20 protein-coding genes and 1 tRNA gene are annotated in these 19,913 nt (G+C 54.5%); 13 read left to right on the top strand and 8 right to left on the bottom strand.

Annotated features, from left to right (window positions below):
- A partial coding sequence (gene idi / locus L977_RS13760; RefSeq protein ID WP_047625996.1) for an isopentenyl-diphosphate Delta-isomerase occupies positions 1-457 on the bottom strand: 457 nt, incomplete at its 3' end.
- A gap of 164 nt (positions 458-621) precedes the next feature.
- On the opposite strand from idi, the gene actS reads away from it, so the two are divergent.
- The 7 genes from actS to arsC all read left to right on the top strand — a co-directional run bounded on the left by actS (position 622) and on the right by arsC (position 6,560).
- Positions 622-1,365 (top strand): amidase activator ActS, encoded by a 744-nt coding sequence (gene actS / locus L977_RS13755; protein ID WP_041163068.1) that lies wholly within the window; start codon positions 622-624, stop codon positions 1,363-1,365.
- An 80-nt stretch (positions 1,366-1,445) separates the two neighbouring features.
- Positions 1,446-1,519: transfer RNA gene (locus L977_RS13750), tRNA-Gly, on the top strand.
- Positions 1,520-2,252: 733 nt separating this feature from the next.
- Positions 2,253-2,603, top strand: coding sequence for an As(III)-sensing metalloregulatory transcriptional repressor ArsR (arsR, locus tag L977_RS13745; protein WP_047625995.1), 351 nt, complete (start codon positions 2,253-2,255; stop codon positions 2,601-2,603).
- Positions 2,604-2,653: 50 nt separating this feature from the next.
- A complete protein-coding gene (gene arsD, locus L977_RS13740) occupies positions 2,654-3,016 on the top strand; it encodes an arsenite efflux transporter metallochaperone ArsD (protein ID WP_047343450.1) in 363 nt (120 codons plus the stop codon).
- Between the two features lie 17 nt (positions 3,017-3,033).
- On the top strand, positions 3,034-4,785 hold the full coding sequence (gene arsA, locus L977_RS13735) for an arsenite efflux transporter ATPase subunit ArsA (RefSeq protein ID WP_047625994.1): 1,752 nt from the start codon (positions 3,034-3,036) through the stop codon (positions 4,783-4,785).
- A 47-nt stretch (positions 4,786-4,832) separates the two neighbouring features.
- Positions 4,833-6,122, top strand: coding sequence for an arsenite efflux transporter membrane subunit ArsB (arsB, locus tag L977_RS13730; RefSeq protein WP_014885109.1), 1,290 nt, complete (start codon positions 4,833-4,835; stop codon positions 6,120-6,122).
- Positions 6,123-6,134: 12 nt separating this feature from the next.
- Positions 6,135-6,560: a glutaredoxin-dependent arsenate reductase gene (arsC, locus tag L977_RS13725; RefSeq protein WP_014885108.1), complete on the top strand. Its 426-nt coding sequence runs from the start codon at positions 6,135-6,137 to the stop codon at positions 6,558-6,560.
- Positions 6,561-6,635: 75 nt separating this feature from the next.
- Here the strand turns inward: arsC and L977_RS13720 are convergent, their stop codons facing one another.
- The 5 genes from L977_RS13720 to L977_RS13700 form a co-directional block, all read right to left on the bottom strand.
- Positions 6,636-7,706 carry an ABC transporter ATP-binding protein gene (locus L977_RS13720; protein WP_047343448.1) on the bottom strand — a complete coding sequence of 357 codons (1,071 nt, stop codon included), beginning with the start codon at positions 7,704-7,706 and terminating at the stop codon, positions 6,636-6,638.
- Complete coding sequence (locus tag L977_RS13715) at positions 7,699-9,468, bottom strand: ABC transporter permease (protein ID WP_023331232.1); 1,770 nt, start codon at positions 9,466-9,468, stop codon at positions 7,699-7,701. Before L977_RS13715 ends, L977_RS13720 begins: the two co-directional genes overlap by 8 nt.
- An 86-nt stretch (positions 9,469-9,554) precedes the next feature.
- Positions 9,555-10,643 (bottom strand): ABC transporter substrate-binding protein, encoded by a 1,089-nt coding sequence (locus L977_RS13710; protein ID WP_014885105.1) that lies wholly within the window; start codon positions 10,641-10,643, stop codon positions 9,555-9,557.
- A gap of 168 nt (positions 10,644-10,811) precedes the next feature.
- On the bottom strand, positions 10,812-11,507 hold the full coding sequence (locus L977_RS13705) for a response regulator (RefSeq protein ID WP_047343447.1): 696 nt from the start codon (positions 11,505-11,507) through the stop codon (positions 10,812-10,814).
- Entirely contained in the window at positions 11,491-13,131 is a 1,641-nt protein-coding gene (locus L977_RS13700; protein ID WP_047343446.1) for an ATP-binding protein, read from the bottom strand. The genes L977_RS13705 and L977_RS13700 overlap by 17 nt, the downstream gene beginning before the upstream one ends.
- Before the next feature lie 178 nt (positions 13,132-13,309).
- Between L977_RS13700 and yjdI the strand changes: the two genes are divergently transcribed.
- Both yjdI and L977_RS13690 read left to right on the top strand, forming a co-directional pair.
- Positions 13,310-13,540, top strand: a complete 231-nt coding sequence (gene yjdI / locus L977_RS13695) for a 4Fe-4S mono-cluster protein YjdI (protein ID WP_008499689.1) — start codon at positions 13,310-13,312, stop codon at positions 13,538-13,540.
- 10 nt (positions 13,541-13,550) lie between these two features.
- Positions 13,551-13,823 carry a GNAT family N-acetyltransferase gene (locus tag L977_RS13690; protein ID WP_014071634.1) on the top strand — a complete coding sequence of 91 codons (273 nt, stop codon included), beginning with the start codon at positions 13,551-13,553 and terminating at the stop codon, positions 13,821-13,823.
- A 63-nt stretch (positions 13,824-13,886) separates the two neighbouring features.
- Here L977_RS13690 and L977_RS13685 read toward each other — a convergent pair whose 3' ends face one another.
- A complete protein-coding gene (locus L977_RS13685) occupies positions 13,887-15,116 on the bottom strand; it encodes an amino acid permease (protein WP_032635639.1) in 1,230 nt (409 codons plus the stop codon).
- Between the two features lie 119 nt (positions 15,117-15,235).
- Complete coding sequence (locus L977_RS13680; protein ID WP_032635641.1) at positions 15,236-15,697, bottom strand: multidrug/biocide efflux PACE transporter; 462 nt, start codon at positions 15,695-15,697, stop codon at positions 15,236-15,238.
- Positions 15,698-15,801: 104 nt separating this feature from the next.
- Between L977_RS13680 and L977_RS13675 the strand changes: the two genes are divergently transcribed.
- The 4 genes from L977_RS13675 (at position 15,802) to kduD (ending at position 19,836) form a co-directional block, all read left to right on the top strand.
- Positions 15,802-16,668 carry a LysR family transcriptional regulator gene (locus L977_RS13675; protein ID WP_045269587.1) on the top strand — a complete coding sequence of 289 codons (867 nt, stop codon included), beginning with the start codon at positions 15,802-15,804 and terminating at the stop codon, positions 16,666-16,668.
- Positions 16,669-16,761: 93 nt separating this feature from the next.
- On the top strand, positions 16,762-17,940 hold the full coding sequence (locus L977_RS13670) for an acetyl-CoA C-acetyltransferase (protein ID WP_014885099.1): 1,179 nt from the start codon (positions 16,762-16,764) through the stop codon (positions 17,938-17,940).
- A 235-nt stretch (positions 17,941-18,175) separates the two neighbouring features.
- The gene (gene kduI / locus L977_RS13665) at positions 18,176-19,012 is read left to right on the top strand and encodes a 5-dehydro-4-deoxy-D-glucuronate isomerase (protein ID WP_014885098.1); all 837 of its coding nucleotides are present in this window, start codon (positions 18,176-18,178) and stop codon (positions 19,010-19,012) included.
- A 62-nt stretch (positions 19,013-19,074) separates the two neighbouring features.
- The gene (gene kduD, locus L977_RS13660; RefSeq protein ID WP_014885097.1) at positions 19,075-19,836 is read left to right on the top strand and encodes a 2-dehydro-3-deoxy-D-gluconate 5-dehydrogenase KduD; all 762 of its coding nucleotides are present in this window, start codon (positions 19,075-19,077) and stop codon (positions 19,834-19,836) included.
- The last annotated feature ends 77 nt before the right edge of the window (positions 19,837-19,913 follow it).

Genomic DNA, 19,913 nt, shown 5'->3' with positions numbered 1-19,913 from the left:
GAACATCGTGGAACAACGATTCCAGCTTAACCCATTCAAATTCCATCACTTCTTCGTGATTAATACGCAGTTCGCTGGTAATGCGTGCCGCGAATACCGGGCAAATCTCATTTTCCACAATCCCGGAAGGATCGGTTTCGCGGTAGCGAAACTCGGCGGCCACGGGGGTAATCGCCGTGATTTCAGCGCCAACCTCATAGCGGCAGCGGCGGATAATCGCCTCTTCCGTCTTTTCACCGGTTTGAGGGTGCCCGCAGACGGAATTCGTCCAGACACCCGGCCAGGCTTTTTTGCTTAGCGCGCGTCGGGTGACCAGACACTCCCCTTCGGCGTTAAACAGCCAGGAGGAGAAGGCCAGATGCAGAGGGGTTTGGGTGGTGTGTGCGGCGTACTTTTCCTGAGTGCCAATCACCATTCCCTGGTCGTTTACCAAAATAACGTGTTCTTGAATACTCATTCGTGCTCCAGTGCCAACGATGCGGATGGTTCTGCACCATCAGCAGAGCAGTATTATACGGCATTCTTATACGAACGGTTTGACCCACAGAGCGGAAAAGGGCTGACCCATTTCTGCCAGGGCTGGTATCATAGGGCGCCATTCACGCTGACCGAGGATCTGTTTTGTTTGCAGGAAGCCTGACGAGAAACCCCATCATCGCCATTTTTTGCCTGACGCTGACATTATTACTGGCCGGCTGTTCGGGGAGTAAATCTTCGGATATGGGCAGCTATTCCGGTTCGGTCTACACCGTTAAGCGCGGTGACACGCTGTATCGGATTTCGCGTGCGACGGGGACCAGCGTGAAGGATCTGGCGCGTCTGAATAACATCTCTCCACCGTATACCATCGAAGTGGGGCAGAAGCTGAAGGTTAGCGGCAGTTCGACCTCGGGTAAAAAATCTTCTGCGAAAGGCAAAACCGCCAAAGTGACGCCATCCTATGCGGTGCCGCAGTCCTCCTGGCCACCGGTCGGTCAACGCTGCTGGATTTGGCCAGCCAGCGGTAAAGTGGTGCTGCCGTACTCCCTGTCTGAAGGGGGTAACAAAGGCATTGATATCGCCGCTGCACGCGGTACGCCGGTTTATGCCTCAGGCGCAGGTAAGGTGGTTTATGTCGGTAACCAGCTACGCGGCTACGGTAACCTGATCATGATTAAGCATGGCGAAGACTACATCACGGCCTATGCGCACAACGACACGATGCTGGTCAATAACGGGCAAAACGTCAAAGCAGGGCAGAAGATTGCCACCATGGGCAGCACGGGAACGGATTCGGTGAAGCTGCACTTCCAGATTCGTTATAAGGCGACGGCCATCGATCCGCAGCGTTATCTTCCGGCACCCGGCAGCAAACCGAAGTGCTAAGTGATTATTTTATCGCCACTTAGTGGTGAAGAGGCTTGTATGAAGAGGCGTAAGGTCTATAATGCCTTACGCACCTCAAAGCGGGCGTAGTTCAATGGTAGAACGAGAGCTTCCCAAGCTCTATACGAGGGTTCGATTCCCTTCGCCCGCTCCACTCCTTTAAAAGCCTTGTAACCTCTTCCCTTTACCTTGAACAACAAGCTTCTGTTTTAGCTGATTATTTTTTTTTGCTGGTTTATGGGATCAGTAATAAGTTTACATCTGGGGAGCGGTATAATTTTGCGTATCACATCCAAACTGATAAATCAGAGACGCATTTAGTCACTGCTGATATTTCTTATCCCGGAAAATAAAGGACTGTACTCCCTGGTGCGGTAATTAGCCATTCCAGTGATCTGGCTGGCCTCCTGTACCCTGTGACGCCTGGGCGTAAATGCAGGTCAGTATAAATACGATCAGAGAATGCTGTTGTTCGTCTTCAAAGATAAAGCTATGACGTTCAAGTCCTTCTAATACTTCCTCAAGCGACAATCTGATCATTTATCTTCCCCGTTGCAGCCTCGCATCCATGCACGACAGAAGATCCAGCCGATGACGAGCCATAGCACTGACAGCGCCACTATTTCTAAAAAGATTTTCATTTTGTTTTGGTGAGTGATTATTATCCTGGTAACGTTTCTGGGCGGTATTATTACTGGTGAGATCGGATGGGGCAAGTCACTAATTTTAATCGGGTATTAGTAGTGCTAATAATCTCATTCTTCTTATAAGGCATAAAGCATCCGTCGCGATTCAAACCCATCATTAAAAACATATGTGTTTTTCCGAATGTGTATTGAGTTTTCGTTCATGCCGAGTATCCTGTTTGTAAATACTCAGGAGGTTTGATGTCACTAACATCCTTACAACTCTTCAAATACCTCTCCGATGAAACCCGTCTGGGCATCGTACTGCTGCTCAGAGAGATGGGAGAGTTGTGCGTATGCGATCTCTGCACGGCACTGGATCAGTCGCAGCCCAAGATTTCCCGTCATCTGGCAATGCTAAGGGAAAGTGGGCTATTGCAGGATCGTAAGCAGGGCAAGTGGGTTCACTATCGCCTTTCCCCGCATATTCCGTCATGGGCTGCTCAGGTGATTGAGCAGGCCTGGTTATGCCAGCAGGACGACGTACAGGCCATCGCCCGTAAGCTGGCAACGGCAAATTGCTCTGGTAGCGGTAAGGCTATTTGTCTCTAAAAAAAAATTTGCCTGAACATATATGATTTTTCAAATGTGAGGTGTTCAGAATGAAAACGTTAACGGTGTTTGACCCGGCATTGTGCTGCAGTACCGGCGTATGTGGTTCAGATGTCGATCAGGTTCTGGTTGATTTTTCTGCGGATGTGCAGTGGTTGAAAGAACGCGGCGTACAGGTGGAACGTTACAACCTGGCGCAGCAGCCCATGAGCTTCGTTCAGAAAGAAAAAGCGAAAGCCTTCCTGGAAGCCTCGGGAGCAGAAGGGCTTCCGCTGCTGTTGCTGGACGGTGAAACGGTAATGGCCGGGCGATATCCAAAACGCGCTGAGCTGGCTCGCTGGTTTGGGATCCCGCTGGAAAAAGTGGGCTTAGCGCCCACCGGCTGCTGTGGTGGGAATACTTCCTGTTGCTGAGTATGTCGGGAGGACATATGAAATTCTTACAGAATATCCCGCCTTACCTGTTTTTTACCGGAAAGGGCGGGGTGGGCAAAACCTCCATTTCCTGCGCGACGGCTATCCGCCTGGCGGGACGGGGTAAGCGGGTATTGCTGGTGAGTACCGATCCCGCTTCCAATGTCGGCCAGGTCTTTGATCAAACTATCGGTAACACGATCCACCCTATTAATGCCGTTCCCGGGCTTTCCGCTCTGGAGATAGACCCACAGGAAGCTGCACAGCAGTATCGCGCCAGAATCGTTGATCCTGTTAAGGGGCTTTTGCCCGATGACGTCGTTAACAGTATCAGCGAGCAGCTTTCCGGCGCCTGTACGACTGAGATTGCGGCGTTCGATGAGTTCACCGGTTTATTGACAGACGCTTCCCTGCTGACCCGCTTCGATCACATCATTTTTGATACAGCGCCGACGGGCCACACTATTCGCCTGCTCCAGCTTCCCGGCGCCTGGAGTAGCTTCATTGAAAGTAACCCGGACGGTGCTTCCTGTCTCGGCCCAATGGCCGGGCTGGAAAAACAGCGTGAGCAGTACGCACACGCGGTAGAGGCGTTATCCGATCCTGCGCGTACCCGTCTGGTGCTGGTTGCACGACTGCAGAAATCCACTTTGCAGGAAGTCGCCCGCACCCATGAAGAACTGGCGGCGATCGGCCTGAAAAACCAGTATCTGGTGATTAATGGCGTTTTGCCGGCAGCCGAAGCGGAACATGACGCACTGGCTGCTGCGATATGGCAACGGGAGCAAGAGGCCCTGGCAAATCTTCCTGCCGGTTTATCCGGGCTGCCGACAGATACCTTATTACTGCAACCCGTCAACATGGTTGGCGTGTCGGCATTAAAGGGCCTGCTGGACAGCCGTTCTGAGGCATTACCGCTCCCTGCAACGAACGCCCTGGATACGCCTGCAAACGCATCGCTCTCTGGCCTGGTCGAGGATATCGCCCGTAACGAACACGGCCTGATTATGCTGATGGGCAAAGGTGGCGTGGGTAAAACCACGATGGCGGCTGCCGTCGCCGTCAGGCTGGCAGACATGGGGTTTGATGTCCATCTCACCACCTCCGATCCCGCCGCACATCTCAGCACAACGTTAAATGGCAGCCTGAATAACCTGCAGGTCAGCCGGATCAACCCACACGAGGAAACCGAACGCTATCGCCGGCATGTCCTTGAGACGAAGGGAAAATATCTGGACGAAGCAGGGAAACGGCTACTGGAAGAAGATTTACGTTCCCCCTGTACTGAAGAGATCGCCGTCTTCCAGGCATTTTCCCGCGTGATCCGCGAAGCAGGTAAGCGGTTTGTAGTGATGGATACGGCTCCCACGGGGCATACGCTGTTGCTGCTGGATGCAACCGGTGCTTATCACCGCGAAATTGCCAAAAAAATGGGCGACAAAAGCCATTTTACTACCCCGATGATGCAGCTCCAGGACCCGGAGCGAACCAAAGTGCTGCTGGTTACGCTTGCGGAAACCACTCCTGTGCTGGAGGCAGCGAATTTGCAGGCCGATCTTGAACGCGCGGGAATTCATCCGTGGGGCTGGATTATCAATAACAGCCTTTCTATTGCGGATACGCATTCTCCATTGCTTTGCCAGCGCGCCCGGCAGGAATTGCCTCAGATTGAGGCGGTTAAGCATCAGCATGCTGACCGTATAGCGCTTGTTCCGCTACTGGCGTCAGAGCCTGCCGGTATAGAAAAACTCAGAGCGTTGATGCGTTAATTTTTTGGTTAATACAGGGCGGCAGAGCCGCTCTGTCAGGAGGTTTTATGTTACTGGCAGGCGCTATTTTTGTCCTGACCCTTGTTTTGGTTATCTGGCAGCCGAAGGGGGTGGGAATTGGCTGGAGCGCGACGCTGGGCGCAGCCCTGGCTTTAATTTCAGGCGTTGTGCATTTAGGCGATATTCCGGTGGTGTGGAATATCGTCTGGAACGCGACGGCAACGTTTATTGCCGTCATTATTATCAGCCTGCTGCTTGATGAATCCGGCTTTTTCGAGTGGGCAGCGCTGCATGTATCGCGTTGGGGAAACGGTCGGGGCCGTTTGCTCTTTACCTATATCGTTCTGCTCGGCGCAGCGGTGGCTGCACTATTTGCCAACGACGGTGCTGCTCTTATTCTGACACCGATCGTGATTGCCATGCTGCTGGCATTAGGGTTCAGCAAAGGCACCACGCTGGCATTCGTGATGGCCGCCGGGTTTATTGCCGATACCGCCAGCCTGCCGCTTATCGTGTCGAACCTGGTGAATATTGTTTCGGCAGACTTCTTCGGTCTGGGGTTCACCGAATACGCGTCGGTGATGGTTCCGGTCGATATTGCAGCCATTGTCACCACGCTTGTGATGCTGCATCTGTTCTTTCGCAAAGATATCCCGCCGACTTACGAGCTGTCTCTTCTTAAGACACCGGCAAAAGCGATTAAAGATCCGGCGACGTTTCGTACCGGCTGGGTCGTTTTAATTCTGTTGCTGGTAGGTTTTTTCGTCCTTGAGCCGCTCGGTATTCCGGTGAGCGCGATTGCGGCAGTGGGGGCCGTCATCCTTTTTGCTGTGGCGAAACGCGGCCATGCCATTAACACGGGCAAAGTGCTGCATGGCGCACCCTGGCAGATCGTCATCTTCTCGCTGGGGATGTACCTGGTGGTCTACGGTCTGCGCAACGCCGGGCTTACCGAATACCTTTCAGGTGTGCTGAACGTGCTGGCGGATAAAGGACTCTGGGCCGCGACGCTGGGTACCGGTTTCCTGACGGCTTTCCTGTCCTCCATCATGAATAACATGCCGACCGTGCTGGTTGGCGCGCTCTCTATTGATGGCAGCACCGCAACCGGTGTTATCAAAGAGGCGATGATCTACGCCAACGTGATTGGCTGCGACCTGGGGCCAAAAATCACCCCTATTGGGAGCCTGGCAACGCTGCTCTGGCTGCATGTCCTTTCACAGAAGAACATGACGATTACCTGGGGATATTATTTCCGCACCGGGATCGTTATGACTCTGCCTGTGCTGTTTGTAACGCTGGCCGCGCTGGCGCTACGTCTCTCTTTCACTTTGTAATGAGATACTGTTATGAGCAACATCACTATTTATCACAACCCGGCCTGCGGTACGTCGCGTAATACGCTGGAGATGATCCGCAACAGCGGAAATGAACCCACCGTCATTCATTACCTGGAGAATCCGCCGTCTCGCGATGAACTGGTCAAACTTATTGCAGATATGGGGATCACGGTACGTGCGCTGCTGCGTAAAAATGTCGAGCCTTATGAAGAACTGGGGCTGGCGGAAGATAAGTTTACTGACGATCGGTTAATCGACTTTATGCTGCAGCATCCGATCCTGATTAACCGGCCTATTGTCGTGACGCCGCTGGGAACCAAACTGTGCCGTCCTTCAGAAGTGGTTCTGGATATTCTTCCGGATGCGCAGAAAGCGGCTTTCGCGAAGGAAGACGGCGAGAAGGTCGTTGATGAAACAGGTAAACGATTGAAATAAGTATGGAGGAGCGCATTCGCGCTTTGATTGTCGGCCTGCCATCCCGTTTAGCCACTGAATGGCAGGCCGATTTCTCTAGTTTTTCGGGAATATCCAGACATGCTTCTCTGGCAGCGATAGATGACAATGCTGCGGGTCGCGAAGCTCATTCCCGTAAGCGCGGATCACAAAATCATCCCCCGCCGTGCGGAACAGGTACTCCCAGCGGTCGCCAAGATACATGCTGGTGAGGAGCGGCAGCGCAAGCTGATTTTCCCCCGGCCCCTCGACCACCGCCACGCGCTCGACGCGGATCACCGCCGTAGCCTCATTACCGCTCTGCACCCCTTCACCCGCCTGGCCCCAGAGCACCCAGTCTTTTCCTTCAATGCGTGCTTTGCCGTCGCGTACTTCGGTGATTTTGCCATGCAGGCGGTTATTACTGCCCATAAACTCGGCCGTAAACAGCGTCTTCGGTGAACCGTACATCTCCTGTGGTGTACCCTGTTGCTCAATTTTACCGTTGTTGAGCAGCAGGATGCGGTCGGAAATCGACATCGCTTCGTTCTGGTCGTGCGTTACCATCAGCGCAGATAACCCGAGCTTAATGATCAGCTCGCGCAGAAATACGCGGGCCTCTTCGCGCAGTTTGGCATCGAGGTTGGACAGCGGCTCGTCCAGCAAAATCACCGGCGGGTTATAGACCAGCGCCCGGCCAATCGCCACGCGCTGCTGCTGCCCGCCGGAGAGCTGGTGCGGGTGACGTTTACCAAGATGGCCGAGACCCAGCTGGTCCAGTACATCCTGTACGCGCTGCTGGATCTCTTTAGCCGGGACTTTACGCAACTTGAGCGGATAGGCCACGTTTTCAAATACGGTTTTGTGCGGCCACAAGGCGTAGGACTGGAACACCAGCCCCAGGTTACGCTCCTCCGCCGGAACCTCGCTGCGCGGCGTACCGTCGTAAACTTTATTTTGACCAATGACAATCGACCCCTGGGTCGGTTTTTCCAGACCCGCGACGGCGCGCAGCAGAGTGGTTTTGCCGCTGCCGGAAGGGCCCAGCAGGGAGACCACTTCGCCGCGTTTCAGGTTCATGGAGACCCCTTTTAAAACAGGATTGTCGCCGTAGGTTAAGTGCAGATCGTCAACCGCTAATTCAATCATGTAATTTCACTCCGAAACGAAGGGCAATGCCCAGACCTACCACGACCAGCAGGATATTAATGAAAGAGAGCGCCGCCACGATATCAATTGCACCCGCGGCCCACAGGGAAACCAGCATCGAGCCGATGGTTTCCGTGCCGGGGGAGAGCAGGTACACACCGGTTGAATATTCGCGCTCAAAGATCAGGAACATCAGCAGCCATGAGCCGATAAGCCCGTAGCGGGAGAGCGGAATGGTGACGTGGCGGGTGATCTGCCCGCGCGTCGCGCCGGTGCTGCGCGCCGCCTCTTCAAGCTCCGGCCCCACCTGCAACAGCGTGGAAGAGATGAGCCTCAGTCCGTAAGCCATCCACACCACGGTATAAGCCAGCCAGACGCTGAAAATGGTGCTGCGCAGCGAGCGCAGCCAGACGATGACGTTTTCGCGCATCCAGTCGGTCCAGACGAATCCGGAAAGCCAGCCGGATTTCAGGGCGTTATCCAGCCACATCGGCAGGAAGAGAAACACCCACAAAAAGGCCAGACCCGCCAGCAATCCCGGCACGGCGCGCGGCACCAGCACGCTGTAATCCAGGAACCGCGTGGTGTTGTCCGGTTTACGGTGCATGGCAATACCAACAAACAGGTAGCACGCGACGGCCAGTGCGCCGCCAATCACGCCAATCGACATCGAGTTGACGATGGCGCGCAGCAGGTTAGGCTGCGCCCAGATGGTGCGAAAGGTACTCAGCGAAAGCTCATCCCACAGTGAAACGCCCACCCCCCAGTTGGAGATGAACGCGCGCAGCACCACGCCAAGCAGGGGAACACCGATGGTGACAGTCAGCCAGAAGGCGACCACCGCCCCGGCCACCCAGCGCCATTTACCCAGTGGTAACGCGCGAGCCTGAGAGGCTTTCCCTTTCATGGTGACAAAGCGGTTGGCGGTGCGCATCAGGCGACGCTGGAGCATGACCAGCGGGATAGTGATGCAAATCAGCACCACGGCGACCGCCGCCATCAGATGATAGGAAGGCGTTCCGAGCTTGTTCGTCAGCTGGTACAGATAGGTCGCCAGCACCATGTTGCCTTCCGGATCGCCAAGTACCAGCATCAGACCAAACACTTCCAGCCCGAGGAAGAACAGCAGCACGATGGCGTACAGGATGGATGGCCGCACCATCGGCAGGCTGACGGAGGTCATCACCTGTAGCGGAGAGGCGCCCGCGGTGCGCGCGGCTTCTTCCACATCGGAGCCCACGCTACGCAGCGCGGAGGAAATATAGAGATAGGCATGCGGAACATGCGTCAGGCCGGCAATGACCACGATGCTCGACATGTCATAGATGTTCCACGGCACAAAGCCGATCAGTGCCTGTGCCCACAGGGACAGAAAGCCCACCGGACCGGCAGCCACCACATAGCCAAAACCCAGCACCATCGGTGAAACGAAAATCGGGACCAGGATCAGCGGTTCGATCAGGCGTCGGCCTGGCAGATCGGTACGCACCATCAGAAACGCCAGCACGCCACCCAGCGGAATGGCAATGATGACCAGCCCGAACGCGAGAAGAAAGCCGCTTCTCAGGGCCTTGTAGAAATCAGGGTCGGTGAAGATAAAACCAAATGATTCAAGGCTCCACTCTTTTGCCGGGGAAAAGAACGGGGCGGACAGGAAGCTCTGTATCACGATAAACGACAGTGGCGTATAGATAACCAGGGCGGTTATCAACACGACAATACCGCGCGGCAGGCTTTGCCACTTTCTGCGTAATGTATTCATGGGGTATCCCTGGTGTTGCAGCCCGGAAAAATGAACTCAGTCAGATGAACAGACGCGCGACGGCGCACGCCGCCGCGCCAGGACGCTTATTTGGCGGCGGCTGCACGCCACTCTTTGATGTACTCCAGGCGTTTCTTCGGCTGCAGATACTCCAGCAGCGATTCATCAACCGGGATCGGCTTCAGCGCATTGCCGAGGATTTTGGTCAGGCCGTCGATATCGTTTTTGCCTTCGATATCGTTACGAATGGATGGAATGTCCGCCTGATTTGCCAGGATGCTTTGGCCTTTTTCAGACAGCACATAGTCCAGCCACAGTTTTGCCGCATTGCTGTTTTGCGCCTGCTGGCTGATGAACGACACGCGCGATAGCACCAGGGTGTAATCTTTTGGATAGGATATGCCGAGCGACGGGTCGTTCTTCGCACGCGCTTCAGCGTAAGAACCAAGGATATTGAAGCCGATCAGGTTTTCACCGGAGGAGACCCTCTCCATCATGGTGCCGGTAGACGACTGCACCGCTAAGCCACCTTTGGCAACGTCGGCCAGGGTTTTAAAGTAATTTGGATCGGCCTTGTGATCCTGCACTGAGAGCATAAAACCAAGACCCGATTTCTCAATGTCATAGGTGGTGACTTTACTCTTGAATTTATCCGTCTGGCTGGCAATCAGCTTCGCCAGCGCGGCGTGTGAATCCGGCACGTCACCGGCCGGGATCAGGCGTTTGTTGTAGATAAAGACCACCGGCTCATAGGTGGTGCCGTACGCCTTATCTTTCCAGACCGCCCATTTCGGCAACTGGCTCTGCTCCGGCGATTTATACTCCATAGCGTAGTCAGCGGCGAGCTTCAGTCCGGTGTCCATGGACGAGCTCCAGACCACATCACCGCTACCGCCACCGGAGGCCTGTTCGCTGATAAAACGGTTGTACAGTTCCGTGCTGTTCATGTCGTTATATTCAACTTTGATGCCTGGATACGTTTTTTCGAAGCCTTCGATCAGCGGCCCGGCGGCTTTGGTGTCGGTGGTGGAGTAGATGACAACTTTGCCCTCTTTCGTGGCGGCATCGACAACCTTTTGATACTCAGCCGGATAGCCCTGCGGCAGGGCAGACAGTGCAGAAGCGGAGAACAGGACGGTAGCGGTAATCAGAGAAATTCGGAATGTGTTCGACATTATAGTTAACCTTTTAGTTACATTTGAGGAACTAATTGTCAACATAGCCTATCGGCCTCCACCCACAATAGGGGGAAGCGGGCGATGATTCCGAAGTGTGATTGTCACCGTCGTTTCAGCAATTAACACCATAGAATCCGCGAACGTTTGCTGGCTAATGTTCGCGGATTACGTTTTATCGGGGGCTTTACGGTATAGCCTTCGCGGATGACCGATATTGCCGTACAGCATTTCGACGCTGATTAACCCACTCTCCACGCAGTATTCAAGATAGCGACGCCCCGTGGTTTTGCTGACCCCGACGTTTTCCACGACCTCGTCCACCGACATTGCGCTGTCGGGACGATCGGCGAACAGCCGTTTGATCCGCTCCAGGGTCTGAGGCTCAATGCCCTTCGTCGACGGCGTGTGCGGGGATTCCGCAGCAGGCAGGTTAAACAGGCGATCCAGCGCATGCTGATCAACGACTTTTACCTGCTGCACGGTGTGGATGAAGCGCATAAAACGCTCCAGCGAGGCGTGCAGGCGCTGGAAAAAGACCGGTTTAATCAGGTAATCAAACGCGCCGCTGCGCATGGCATGGCTGCAGGTCTGCATATCGCTGGCGGCGGTGATGAAGATCACCGAGCACTCATAGCTTTTCAACAGGGGAGTGTCGATTAACTCCACGCCTTTGCCGTCCGGGAGATAGTTATCCAGCAGAATAAGCCGCGGCTGATGCTGGCGAATCAGGCTGCATGCCTGCTCAATCGACGCGGCGATGCCCACCACGTGCAGATGAAAGTTCTGCTCAATATACTCGCGATGCAACTCCGCCAGGTGCGGCTCATCCTCAACGATCACAACATCAAGTGCTTGGGTCATGCTTTAGCCCATTCGGAATAAATACAGAGAAAATCGTGCCCTGCGGCGTATTGTCGGCAATCTCAATGCTGCCGCCCGCTTTGTTGATATAGCCTGCCACCAGAAACAGGCCGATACCGTGCTCGGTACCCACAATGTCGTTTTCACTGTCCGGCTTGCTGCTGAATCCCTGTCGAAAGATATGCGGCTTCAGCGCATCATCCACCCCGCAGCCCCGGTCAGCGACCTCAATCAGCAGCTCCTGGTTGCGATCGGAAATATAGAGTTCTACCGGCGCGGGGACCGGTGCGGTGAGGGTCGCATCCACGGCGTTATCCAGCAAATTACCAATAATGGACATCAGCTCCGTTTCACTGAGGTGGGACGGCATGCGGGTGAGCTGGCATGCGGGATCAAACTGTAGCTCAACCCCTTTTTCCCGTGCGCTGACATATTTCCCGAGCAGCAGCCCGCATAAGGCCGGAGAGGCAAAATGGGCTGACACGAAGTCCAGCACGCGCTGTGCGCCTTCCGACTGCACCTGGATATAGCGGATCGCTTCGTCATAGTGTTTCATCTGCAACAACCCCACCAGCGTCGCGGTCCAGTTCAGCTGTTCGTGGCGCATAATGCGCAGGTTGTCAGCATAGCGTTTGATCTGGCTGAGCTGGCTGCTGAGGGTGTTAATGTCGTTTTTGTCGCGAAAGCTGTATACCCAGCCGCTTTCAACGCCGGGTTCGACCTCAATCGCCACGCGGTTGACGATGACCTCGCGCTGGTTAAGTACCGCAATCTGGTCGTGGCGGCCGCGGCTCACCGAGGCGTAGCGCTGTGTTAAAAACCCCGGCGAGGTTTGCAGAACCTCGTCCAGCGGCTTGCCGATAAGATCTTTTTCACTCCGATGAATATCCAGCATTTCTCGTGCCGCGCGGTTAATTAAAATCAGCTGCTTCTCTTCATTGACGGCAAATACCCCTTCATACATGGCTTCTAACAGCGCCCTTTGCTGCAAAACCAGCTGGGCAATATCTTTCGGCTCAAGTCGGAACATCTGTTTTTTAAGGTTGCGGGTAAACAGCCAGGAGAAAATAAACAGCAACAGCAGAAGGGCAATCCCGTATAAACCGGCCTGCCAGAGAATGCGGGCGTTAATGTTGGCAATATACGAAGTCAGATAGCCGACCGAGACAATGCCAATCACCTGATGCTGTGCATTGAAGATGGGCGCTTTGCTGCGCAGCGAAACCCCAATCCCGCCCTGACGCACGGAGATAATGGTTTTGCCCTTGAGTACTTCGGCATTATCACCGCCGATCATCGGTAAATTAATGCGCTCCGGGGATTCCGAATGATAAAGATGCTGCTCGTGGGTATCGCCAATCACAATATAGCTGGCGTCACTTTCGGCACGCAGCGGCTGAATTAACCGGGCGATGCCGGGGATATCTCTGGCCGCCACCTTTTCCGCCAGACCCGGCATCAGCGCAATCTCACTGGCCTGAACCCGGGCGCGCTGGCCGAGATCGTGATGGAGCTGCCGGTCAATAAAATGAAACAGGATCGTACCCAGCAGCACTAACAGCAGGCAGGAGAAGCACACCAGCGCTAAAAACAGCTTTACCTGAAAAGAGAGTCTGCGTTTCATTCAACCCGCGGCAGTCATCGAAAAGGGGGATATTTATGGAGCCTGACATGTGCAAATAGTGGACGCAATCCGGTAAGAAAAGAGTTGTGAGCTGGCTTTTCGTTTTCAGCGTGATAGCCATCGGGATCCCGTAAGGCTATGCTTCATTCAGCACGAGAATAATTACAGAGGCAATGTCATGGATAAAGAACTACTGGATGCGGGTTACCGGGCCTATACCGGCGAGAAAATTGACGTGTACTTCAACACCGGGATCTGCAAACACTCAGGTAACTGCGTGCGTGGGAGCGCAAAGCTGTTTAATCTGAAACGTAAACCGTGGATTATTCCTGATGAAGTGGACGTCGAAACGGTTGTACGCGTAATTGATACCTGCCCGAGCGGTGCGCTGAAGTATCGCCAAAAATAAGCGAGGAACCATGGATATTCTGGAAGGCCATAACAAGTTTTACGTGAATGATGCAGACGGAAATCAGGTGGCGGAGATTGTCTTCGTGCCGACCGGCGAGCACCTGAGCATTATTGAGCATACTGATGTCGATCCGAGCCTGAAAGGGCAGGGCGTTGGCAAACAGCTGGTGGCGAAAGTGGTCGAGAAGATGCGCGGTGAGAACCGTAAAATTATTCCGCTGTGTCCGTTTGCGAAACATGAGTTTGATAATACGCGGGAATATGACGATATCCGGGCGTGATTCTCTGTAGGAATGTAGGCCGGGTAAGCGCAGCGCTACCCGGCACAATGTATGGCAGGAACATTAGCCAACAAACATCACCGACACGCACAGCACGCCGACGATCAGCGTCAGCAGGCTGCCAGGGGAGCGGTAAGGCTTCAGCGAAGGGATCAGGTACGTCGACAGCGTCGGCATGATAAACAAAATCATGGCGATAAGCGGGCCGCTGATGGCGTAAATCATCGAAATCGCGTTCGGGTTGATGCAGCAGACCGCGAAGGTAATTAACGACACACCCATAATGGAAATCGCGCGGTTAAAGGCGCGGCTCTTTTTCACACCCACCTGATTGAGCGACGACTTCACGATCTCCGTCGCCCCTTCAATGACCCCAAAATAGGTGCCGAGGAACGATTTCGACATCGCAACAATCGCCACGATTATCCCGGAAATGCCGAGCCATGCGGGAGAAGAGGGCATCATCGACAGTGCTGACAGGATGGTTACCCCTTGCTCTTTGGCGGCCACAATGTAGGACGGCGGAATCGAGAGCAGGCAGCTGAAGACAAAGAACAGCACGCTCAGGCAGATAATCAGGTACGCCACCTTCATGATCTTCTTGCATTTATCCATGGCGGCGTCAGCAAACTTCTCGCGACGATCCACGGCAAATGTCGAGATAATCGGGGTATGGCTGAAGGCAAACACCATCACCGGAATGGAAATCCATACCTGATGCAGCGTATGGCGATCAACGGCCATCTGGCTGGTAAGTAGCGAGGGTTGCCAGCTCCCGGTCAGGTAGATCGAGACAAACAGGAAATAGGCAATCAGCGGGAATACCAGGAAGCCCATCACCTTTATCGTGATATGCCGTCCCATCAGGAAGATCAGATTCAGCACCAGCACCACACCTAAACTGACCAGCACGCGCACGGCGGTATCCACCGTCAGGTGTTTTGCCAGTTGCTCGGTTAACGAGTTGGTGATGGCCACCGCGTAAATCTGCACCACCACAAAGAAGGCGATGAAATAGAGTGTGGTGATCAGATTGCCAATCTTCTTGCCGTAATAGTGCGAGACGGCGCCGGTAATCCCTTCATTGCCTTTTGTTTTTGAAGAGAGAATAAATTGCGCCAGCGCGCGATGCGGCCAGTAGGTTAACGGGTAGGCCACAAGGGCGGTAATAAACAGAACAATAGCGCCTGCAGAGCCCAGCTGAATGGGCAAGAACAGCGTTCCTGCGCCCACGGCCGTGCCATAGAGAGCGAAACTCCAGAGAGTCTCATCTTTTGACCAAATTTTCGACATTAGAGCAACGTTTCAACTATCAAACCATCAGAATGGCGTGCAATTTACCATAATTATGCTCGTAGAGCGCAGTTGCTTCGTTGGCGTTTGGCCGGAACAGGCGTCCGGCCAGAGAGCATTTAGCCTGCCAGGGCGCGTCGTTGCTGGCGACGCTTAAGGAATTTCTCACGCAGGTTATCGTATGCCCAGTTATAGAACATGGTGTAGGGCAGGAAGAACAGGAAGAAACCTATTTCCAGTGTGAATGCCTGAAGCAAGGTGACGCCCAGCACGGCAGCGACAATCGACACACCAATCACAATAAACCCACATTCGAACCCCAGGGCGTGCAGCGCACGCACTTTTGCCGTGCGTGTTACCCGCTGGACTGGCCAGAAACGGTCGAAACCGAAGTTATAAATAATGTTCCAGAGCATGGCGGTAGTGGCCAGAATAACGGTCAATCCCCCCATTTCCACTACGGAGCGCTGCATGAGCCACGCGGCCGTAGGGGCGAGGATCGCCGTGGCAATCCCTTCGAAACAGACAGCATGGAAGATCCGCTCCGGCAGTTTACGTTGGAGTGCATCCTGATGTTGCATAGTGTAGACCTCATTAATTCGCCGGTATGGGCGGTGATGCGGCCTATTTTTATCGTTAAAGCTGATATATTAAAGATGGTATCCATCGATAAAGTAGATAGATTATGCGCTATTCACCTGAAGCCCTTACCGCGTTTGTTGAGGCCGTTGCGGCTGGCTCTTTCTCTGCTGCCGCACGTCGGCTGCGTAAAAGTCAGTCGACGATCAGCACCTCCATTGCCCATCTTGAAGCCGATCTCGGTTTTGAGCTGTTTGACCGCTCGGCGCGTCAGCCGGTGTTAACGGCTCAGGGTGAACAGGTGCTGGGTTATGTGCAGGCCATCCTTGCCGCCAGCACGCGGCTGGATGAACTGGCGGTGTCGCTAACGGCACAAACGGAGGCGCGTCTGACATTTGTCCTTTCCGATACCCTGAACCCGGACGTGCTGGAAGAGATGATGAAGCAGTTTGACGCTCGCTTTCCCCATACGGCGTTCGAATGTCTGATTGGCGAGGAAGAGGATGTGATCGATCTGCTGCAAAAGGCGCGAGCGCAGGTAGGGCTGACGGAAGCGCGGGACAGTTACCCCACCGATATTGGCGTTACCCGCCTGCCGATGCAGACCCGTATGGCAATTTATGTTGCGACCACGCACCCCCTGGCGGGCCAACCCAAAGTGCAGAGTGACGAGCTGCACGGCTGGCGCGAACTGCGGCTTAGCACCTATCTGGAACGCGAGGCTGAAATTGCGCGAGGACCCGTCTGGTCAGCACCGAATTACCTGTTACTCTTGAGTATGGCAGTGCAGGGATTCGGCTGGTGCGTGTTGCCGTGCGCGCTGGTGGATGAATTTGCCGCCGCGAAATCCCTGGTTCAGCTCAATGTGCCTGGCTGGCCAAGGGCGATCGGCATCGATCTGCTGTGGAATAAACGATCCCCTCCCGGCGTTGCCGGAAGCTGGCTGCGGCAGTATCTGCAGGATGTCCGTTAATCCTTGTGATTAAACTCACTATTTTTAAACAATTAAGATAATTGCCAGTAACAATCCTCTACTATCGTCATGTCATTTAACACAGAGGTCGTGATGAAAGATGTCGTCATAGTGGGTGCGTTGCGTACAGCTATCGGCTGTTTTCAGGGAGCGCTCGCGCGTCACTCGGCGGTTGACCTGGGCAGCGTGGTGGTCAAAGCGCTGGTGGAACGTAGCGGGGTCGCCGCACACGAAATTGATGAGGTGATCCTGGGGCAGGTTCTCACTGCCGGAGCCGGGCAAAACCCTGCGCGCCAGGCGGCCCTGAAAGGCGGTCTGCCCAACACCGTATCCGCCATCACCATCAACGACGTCTGTGGTTCAGGACTCAAAGCGCTTCATCTCGCTACGCAAGCCATTCAATGCGGTGAAGCGGATGTGGTTATTGCTGGCGGACAAGAGAATATGAGCCGTGCGCCGCACGTTCTCACCGACAGTCGTACCGGCGCGCAGTTAGGTAACAGTCAGTTGCTCGACAGCCTGGTGCATGACGGGCTGTGGGATGCGTTCAATGACTATCATATGGGCGTGACGGCGGAAAACCTGGCGCGCGAGTACGGTATCAGCCGTGAATTGCAGGATGCTTACGCGCTCAGTTCCCAGCAAAAGGCGCGTGCTGCGATTGATTCTGGTCGTTTTCGCGACGAGATTGTCCCGGTCAGTACACAGCGTCAGAACGGCGAGGTGGTTGTCGTGGATACGGACGAACAGCCGCGCACTGACGCCAGTGCTGAAGGCCTGGCAAGACTCAATCCTGCGTTTGAAACCCAGGGCTCGGTCACGGCGGGCAATGCCTCTTCCATTAACGACGGCGCCGCAGCCGTTATGATGATGAGTGAAAGTAAAGCCCTGGAGCTGGATCTCCCTGTCCTGGCCCGCATCAAGGCGTTTGCCAGCGTGGGTGTTGATCCGGCACTGATGGGGATCGCACCCGTCTACGCTACCCGTCGCTGTCTGGATCGCGCAGGGTGGCAACTCTCCGATGTGGATCTGATTGAAGTGAACGAAGCGTTTGCCGCGCAGGCGATCTCGGTCGGCAAAATGCTGGAGTGGGATCCGCTGCGGGTCAACGTAAACGGTGGAGCCATTGCGCTGGGTCACCCTATCGGGGCGTCCGGTTGCCGGATACTGGTTTCACTGGTCCACGAAATGAAAAAACGCAATGCCCGCAAAGGGATAGCAACGCTCTGTATAGGCGGCGGGCAAGGGGTGGCGCTGGCCATCGAACGCTAATCTTTCCTGATTAATGAAACCTCCTCCGGGAGGTTTTTTTTATCCTCCCTTCATTCCCATACCTCTTAACCGTGATCCGGGTGTCATTTTCGTTATAAACAAAATAAAAAATGAAACGTTGTTTTGAATTTAATTGAAAAGCCTATTTTATGCCGATAGTATGTGTTCATCATGAAAACGGAACGTTGTTTCGTTTATTTTCTTCTTTTGGGCATGACCACATCTGGAGGTTACCGTGGACGTCAGACAAAGCATTCACAGTGCGCACGCCAAAACGCTGGATACGCAGGGGCTGCGCAGTGAGTTTTTAGTTGAGCAGGTGTTCGAGGCCGACAAGTACACCATGGTCTACAGCCATATCGACCGCATTATTGTCGGCGGCATTATGCCGGTGGCAAAAACCGTCTCCGTGGGCGGAGAAGTGGGTAAACAGCTGGGCGTGAGCTATTTTCTGGAGCGTCGTGAGCTGGGGGTGATTAATATCGGCGGGCCGGGCACGATTACCGTGGACGGCCAGTGCTTCGAGATTGGTCACCGCGATGCGCTGTACGTCGGTAAAGGGGCGAAAGAGGTGGTCTTTGCCAGCATCGACGGCGGTAAGCCCGCGAAGTTTTACTACAACTGCGCCCCTGCGCATACCTCATACCCGACAAAAAAAGTGACGCCTGAGGACGCAGCGCCCGTAACGCTGGGCGATAACCTCACCAGCAACCGTCGCACCATCAATAAATATTTCGTTCCGGATGTGCTGGAAACCTGCCAGCTCAGCATGGGGCTGACTGAACTGGCTCCGGGCAACCTGTGGAATACCATGCCGTGCCATACCCATGAACGCCGCATGGAAGTCTACTTCTACTTCAACATGGACGACGATGCCTGCGTGTTCCACATGATGGGGCAGCCGCAGGAGACGCGCCATATCGTCATGCATAACGAGCAGGCGGTGATTTCACCAAGCTGGTCTATTCACTCTGGCGTAGGGACCAAAGCTTATACCTTCATCTGGGGTATGGTCGGCGAAAATCAGGTCTTCGATGACATGGACCACGTTGCTGTTAAGGATCTGCGCTAGTCGCGGGCAGTTAAGTATCAATCTGCCTGTTGGTGACAGGCGCTGAAGAGTAAGGAACTAACATGATTCTGGATGCATTTTCTCTGCAGGGCAAAGTGGCGGTGGTTTCCGGTTGCGACACCGGCCTGGGTCAGGGGATGGCGTTAGGTCTGGCGGAAGCGGGTTGTGACATCGTCGGGATTAATATCGTTGAACCCACAGAAACGATTGAGCGCGTGACTGCGCTGGGGCGTCGTTTTCTCAGCCTGACCGCCGACCTGCGTAAAATTGACGGCATTCCGCAACTGCTTGAGCGCGCGGTGGCGGAATGGGGCCATATTGATATTCTGGTCAACAACGCGGGTCTGATCCGTCGTGAAGACGCGATTAATTTCAGCGAGACTGACTGGGACGACGTCATGAACCTGAATATTAAGAGCGTATTCTTTATGTCTCAGGCGGCGGCAAAGCACTTCATCGCGCAGGGAAAAGGCGGCAAGATCATTAACATCGCCTCGATGCTCTCCTTCCAGGGCGGCATCCGCGTGCCGTCTTATACGGCGTCAAAAAGCGCGGTGATGGGCGTGACCCGTCTGCTGGCGAACGAGTGGGCGCAGCACAATATCAACGTCAACGCGATTGCCCCGGGCTACATGGCCACCAATAACACCCAGCAGCTGCGGGCGGACGAAGAACGCAGTGCGGCCATTCTGGAGCGTATCCCGGCCGGGCGCTGGGGTCTGCCGAGTGACCTGATGGGGCCGGTTGTGTTTCTGGCCTCCTCAGCCTCGGACTACATCAATGGTTATACCATTGCGGTGGATGGCGGCTGGCTGGCGCGATAACCCCGCTTCTGACAAAAACCTCTGCCCTTCAGCGGTAATGCCGATCAGTTAAGGATCGGTTGACCGATCCCGTGGCT

This window comes from Enterobacter sp. ZOR0014 (assembly GCF_000798855.1).
Lineage (GTDB): Bacteria > Pseudomonadota > Gammaproteobacteria > Enterobacterales > Enterobacteriaceae > Enterobacter > Enterobacter kobei.
This window is presented reverse-complemented; position numbering and strand designations above follow the sequence as displayed.

Coding starts and splice junctions, on each gene's coding strand:
- arsR (WP_047625995.1), top strand. CDS start 2,253: ATGTCACTAACATCCTTACAACTCTTCAAATACCTCTCCGATGAAACC.
- L977_RS13680 (WP_032635641.1), bottom strand. CDS start 15,697: ATGCAACATCAGGATGCACTCCAACGTAAACTGCCGGAGCGGATCTTC.
- L977_RS13720 (WP_047343448.1), bottom strand. CDS start 7,706: ATGATTGAATTAGCGGTTGACGATCTGCACTTAACCTACGGCGACAAT.
- L977_RS13705 (WP_047343447.1), bottom strand. CDS start 11,507: ATGACCCAAGCACTTGATGTTGTGATCGTTGAGGATGAGCCGCACCTG.
- kduD (WP_014885097.1), top strand. CDS start 19,075: ATGATTCTGGATGCATTTTCTCTGCAGGGCAAAGTGGCGGTGGTTTCC.
- yjdI (WP_008499689.1), top strand. CDS start 13,310: ATGGATAAAGAACTACTGGATGCGGGTTACCGGGCCTATACCGGCGAG.
- L977_RS13675 (WP_045269587.1), top strand. CDS start 15,802: ATGCGCTATTCACCTGAAGCCCTTACCGCGTTTGTTGAGGCCGTTGCG.
- L977_RS13700 (WP_047343446.1), bottom strand. CDS start 13,131: ATGAAACGCAGACTCTCTTTTCAGGTAAAGCTGTTTTTAGCGCTGGTG.
- L977_RS13715 (WP_023331232.1), bottom strand. CDS start 9,468: ATGAATACATTACGCAGAAAGTGGCAAAGCCTGCCGCGCGGTATTGTC.
- L977_RS13710 (WP_014885105.1), bottom strand. CDS start 10,643: ATGTCGAACACATTCCGAATTTCTCTGATTACCGCTACCGTCCTGTTC.
- L977_RS13685 (WP_032635639.1), bottom strand. CDS start 15,116: ATGTCGAAAATTTGGTCAAAAGATGAGACTCTCTGGAGTTTCGCTCTC.
- L977_RS13690 (WP_014071634.1), top strand. CDS start 13,551: ATGGATATTCTGGAAGGCCATAACAAGTTTTACGTGAATGATGCAGAC.
- arsB (WP_014885109.1), top strand. CDS start 4,833: ATGTTACTGGCAGGCGCTATTTTTGTCCTGACCCTTGTTTTGGTTATC.
- arsA (WP_047625994.1), top strand. CDS start 3,034: ATGAAATTCTTACAGAATATCCCGCCTTACCTGTTTTTTACCGGAAAG.
- L977_RS13670 (WP_014885099.1), top strand. CDS start 16,762: ATGAAAGATGTCGTCATAGTGGGTGCGTTGCGTACAGCTATCGGCTGT.
- arsC (WP_014885108.1), top strand. CDS start 6,135: ATGAGCAACATCACTATTTATCACAACCCGGCCTGCGGTACGTCGCGT.
- arsD (WP_047343450.1), top strand. CDS start 2,654: ATGAAAACGTTAACGGTGTTTGACCCGGCATTGTGCTGCAGTACCGGC.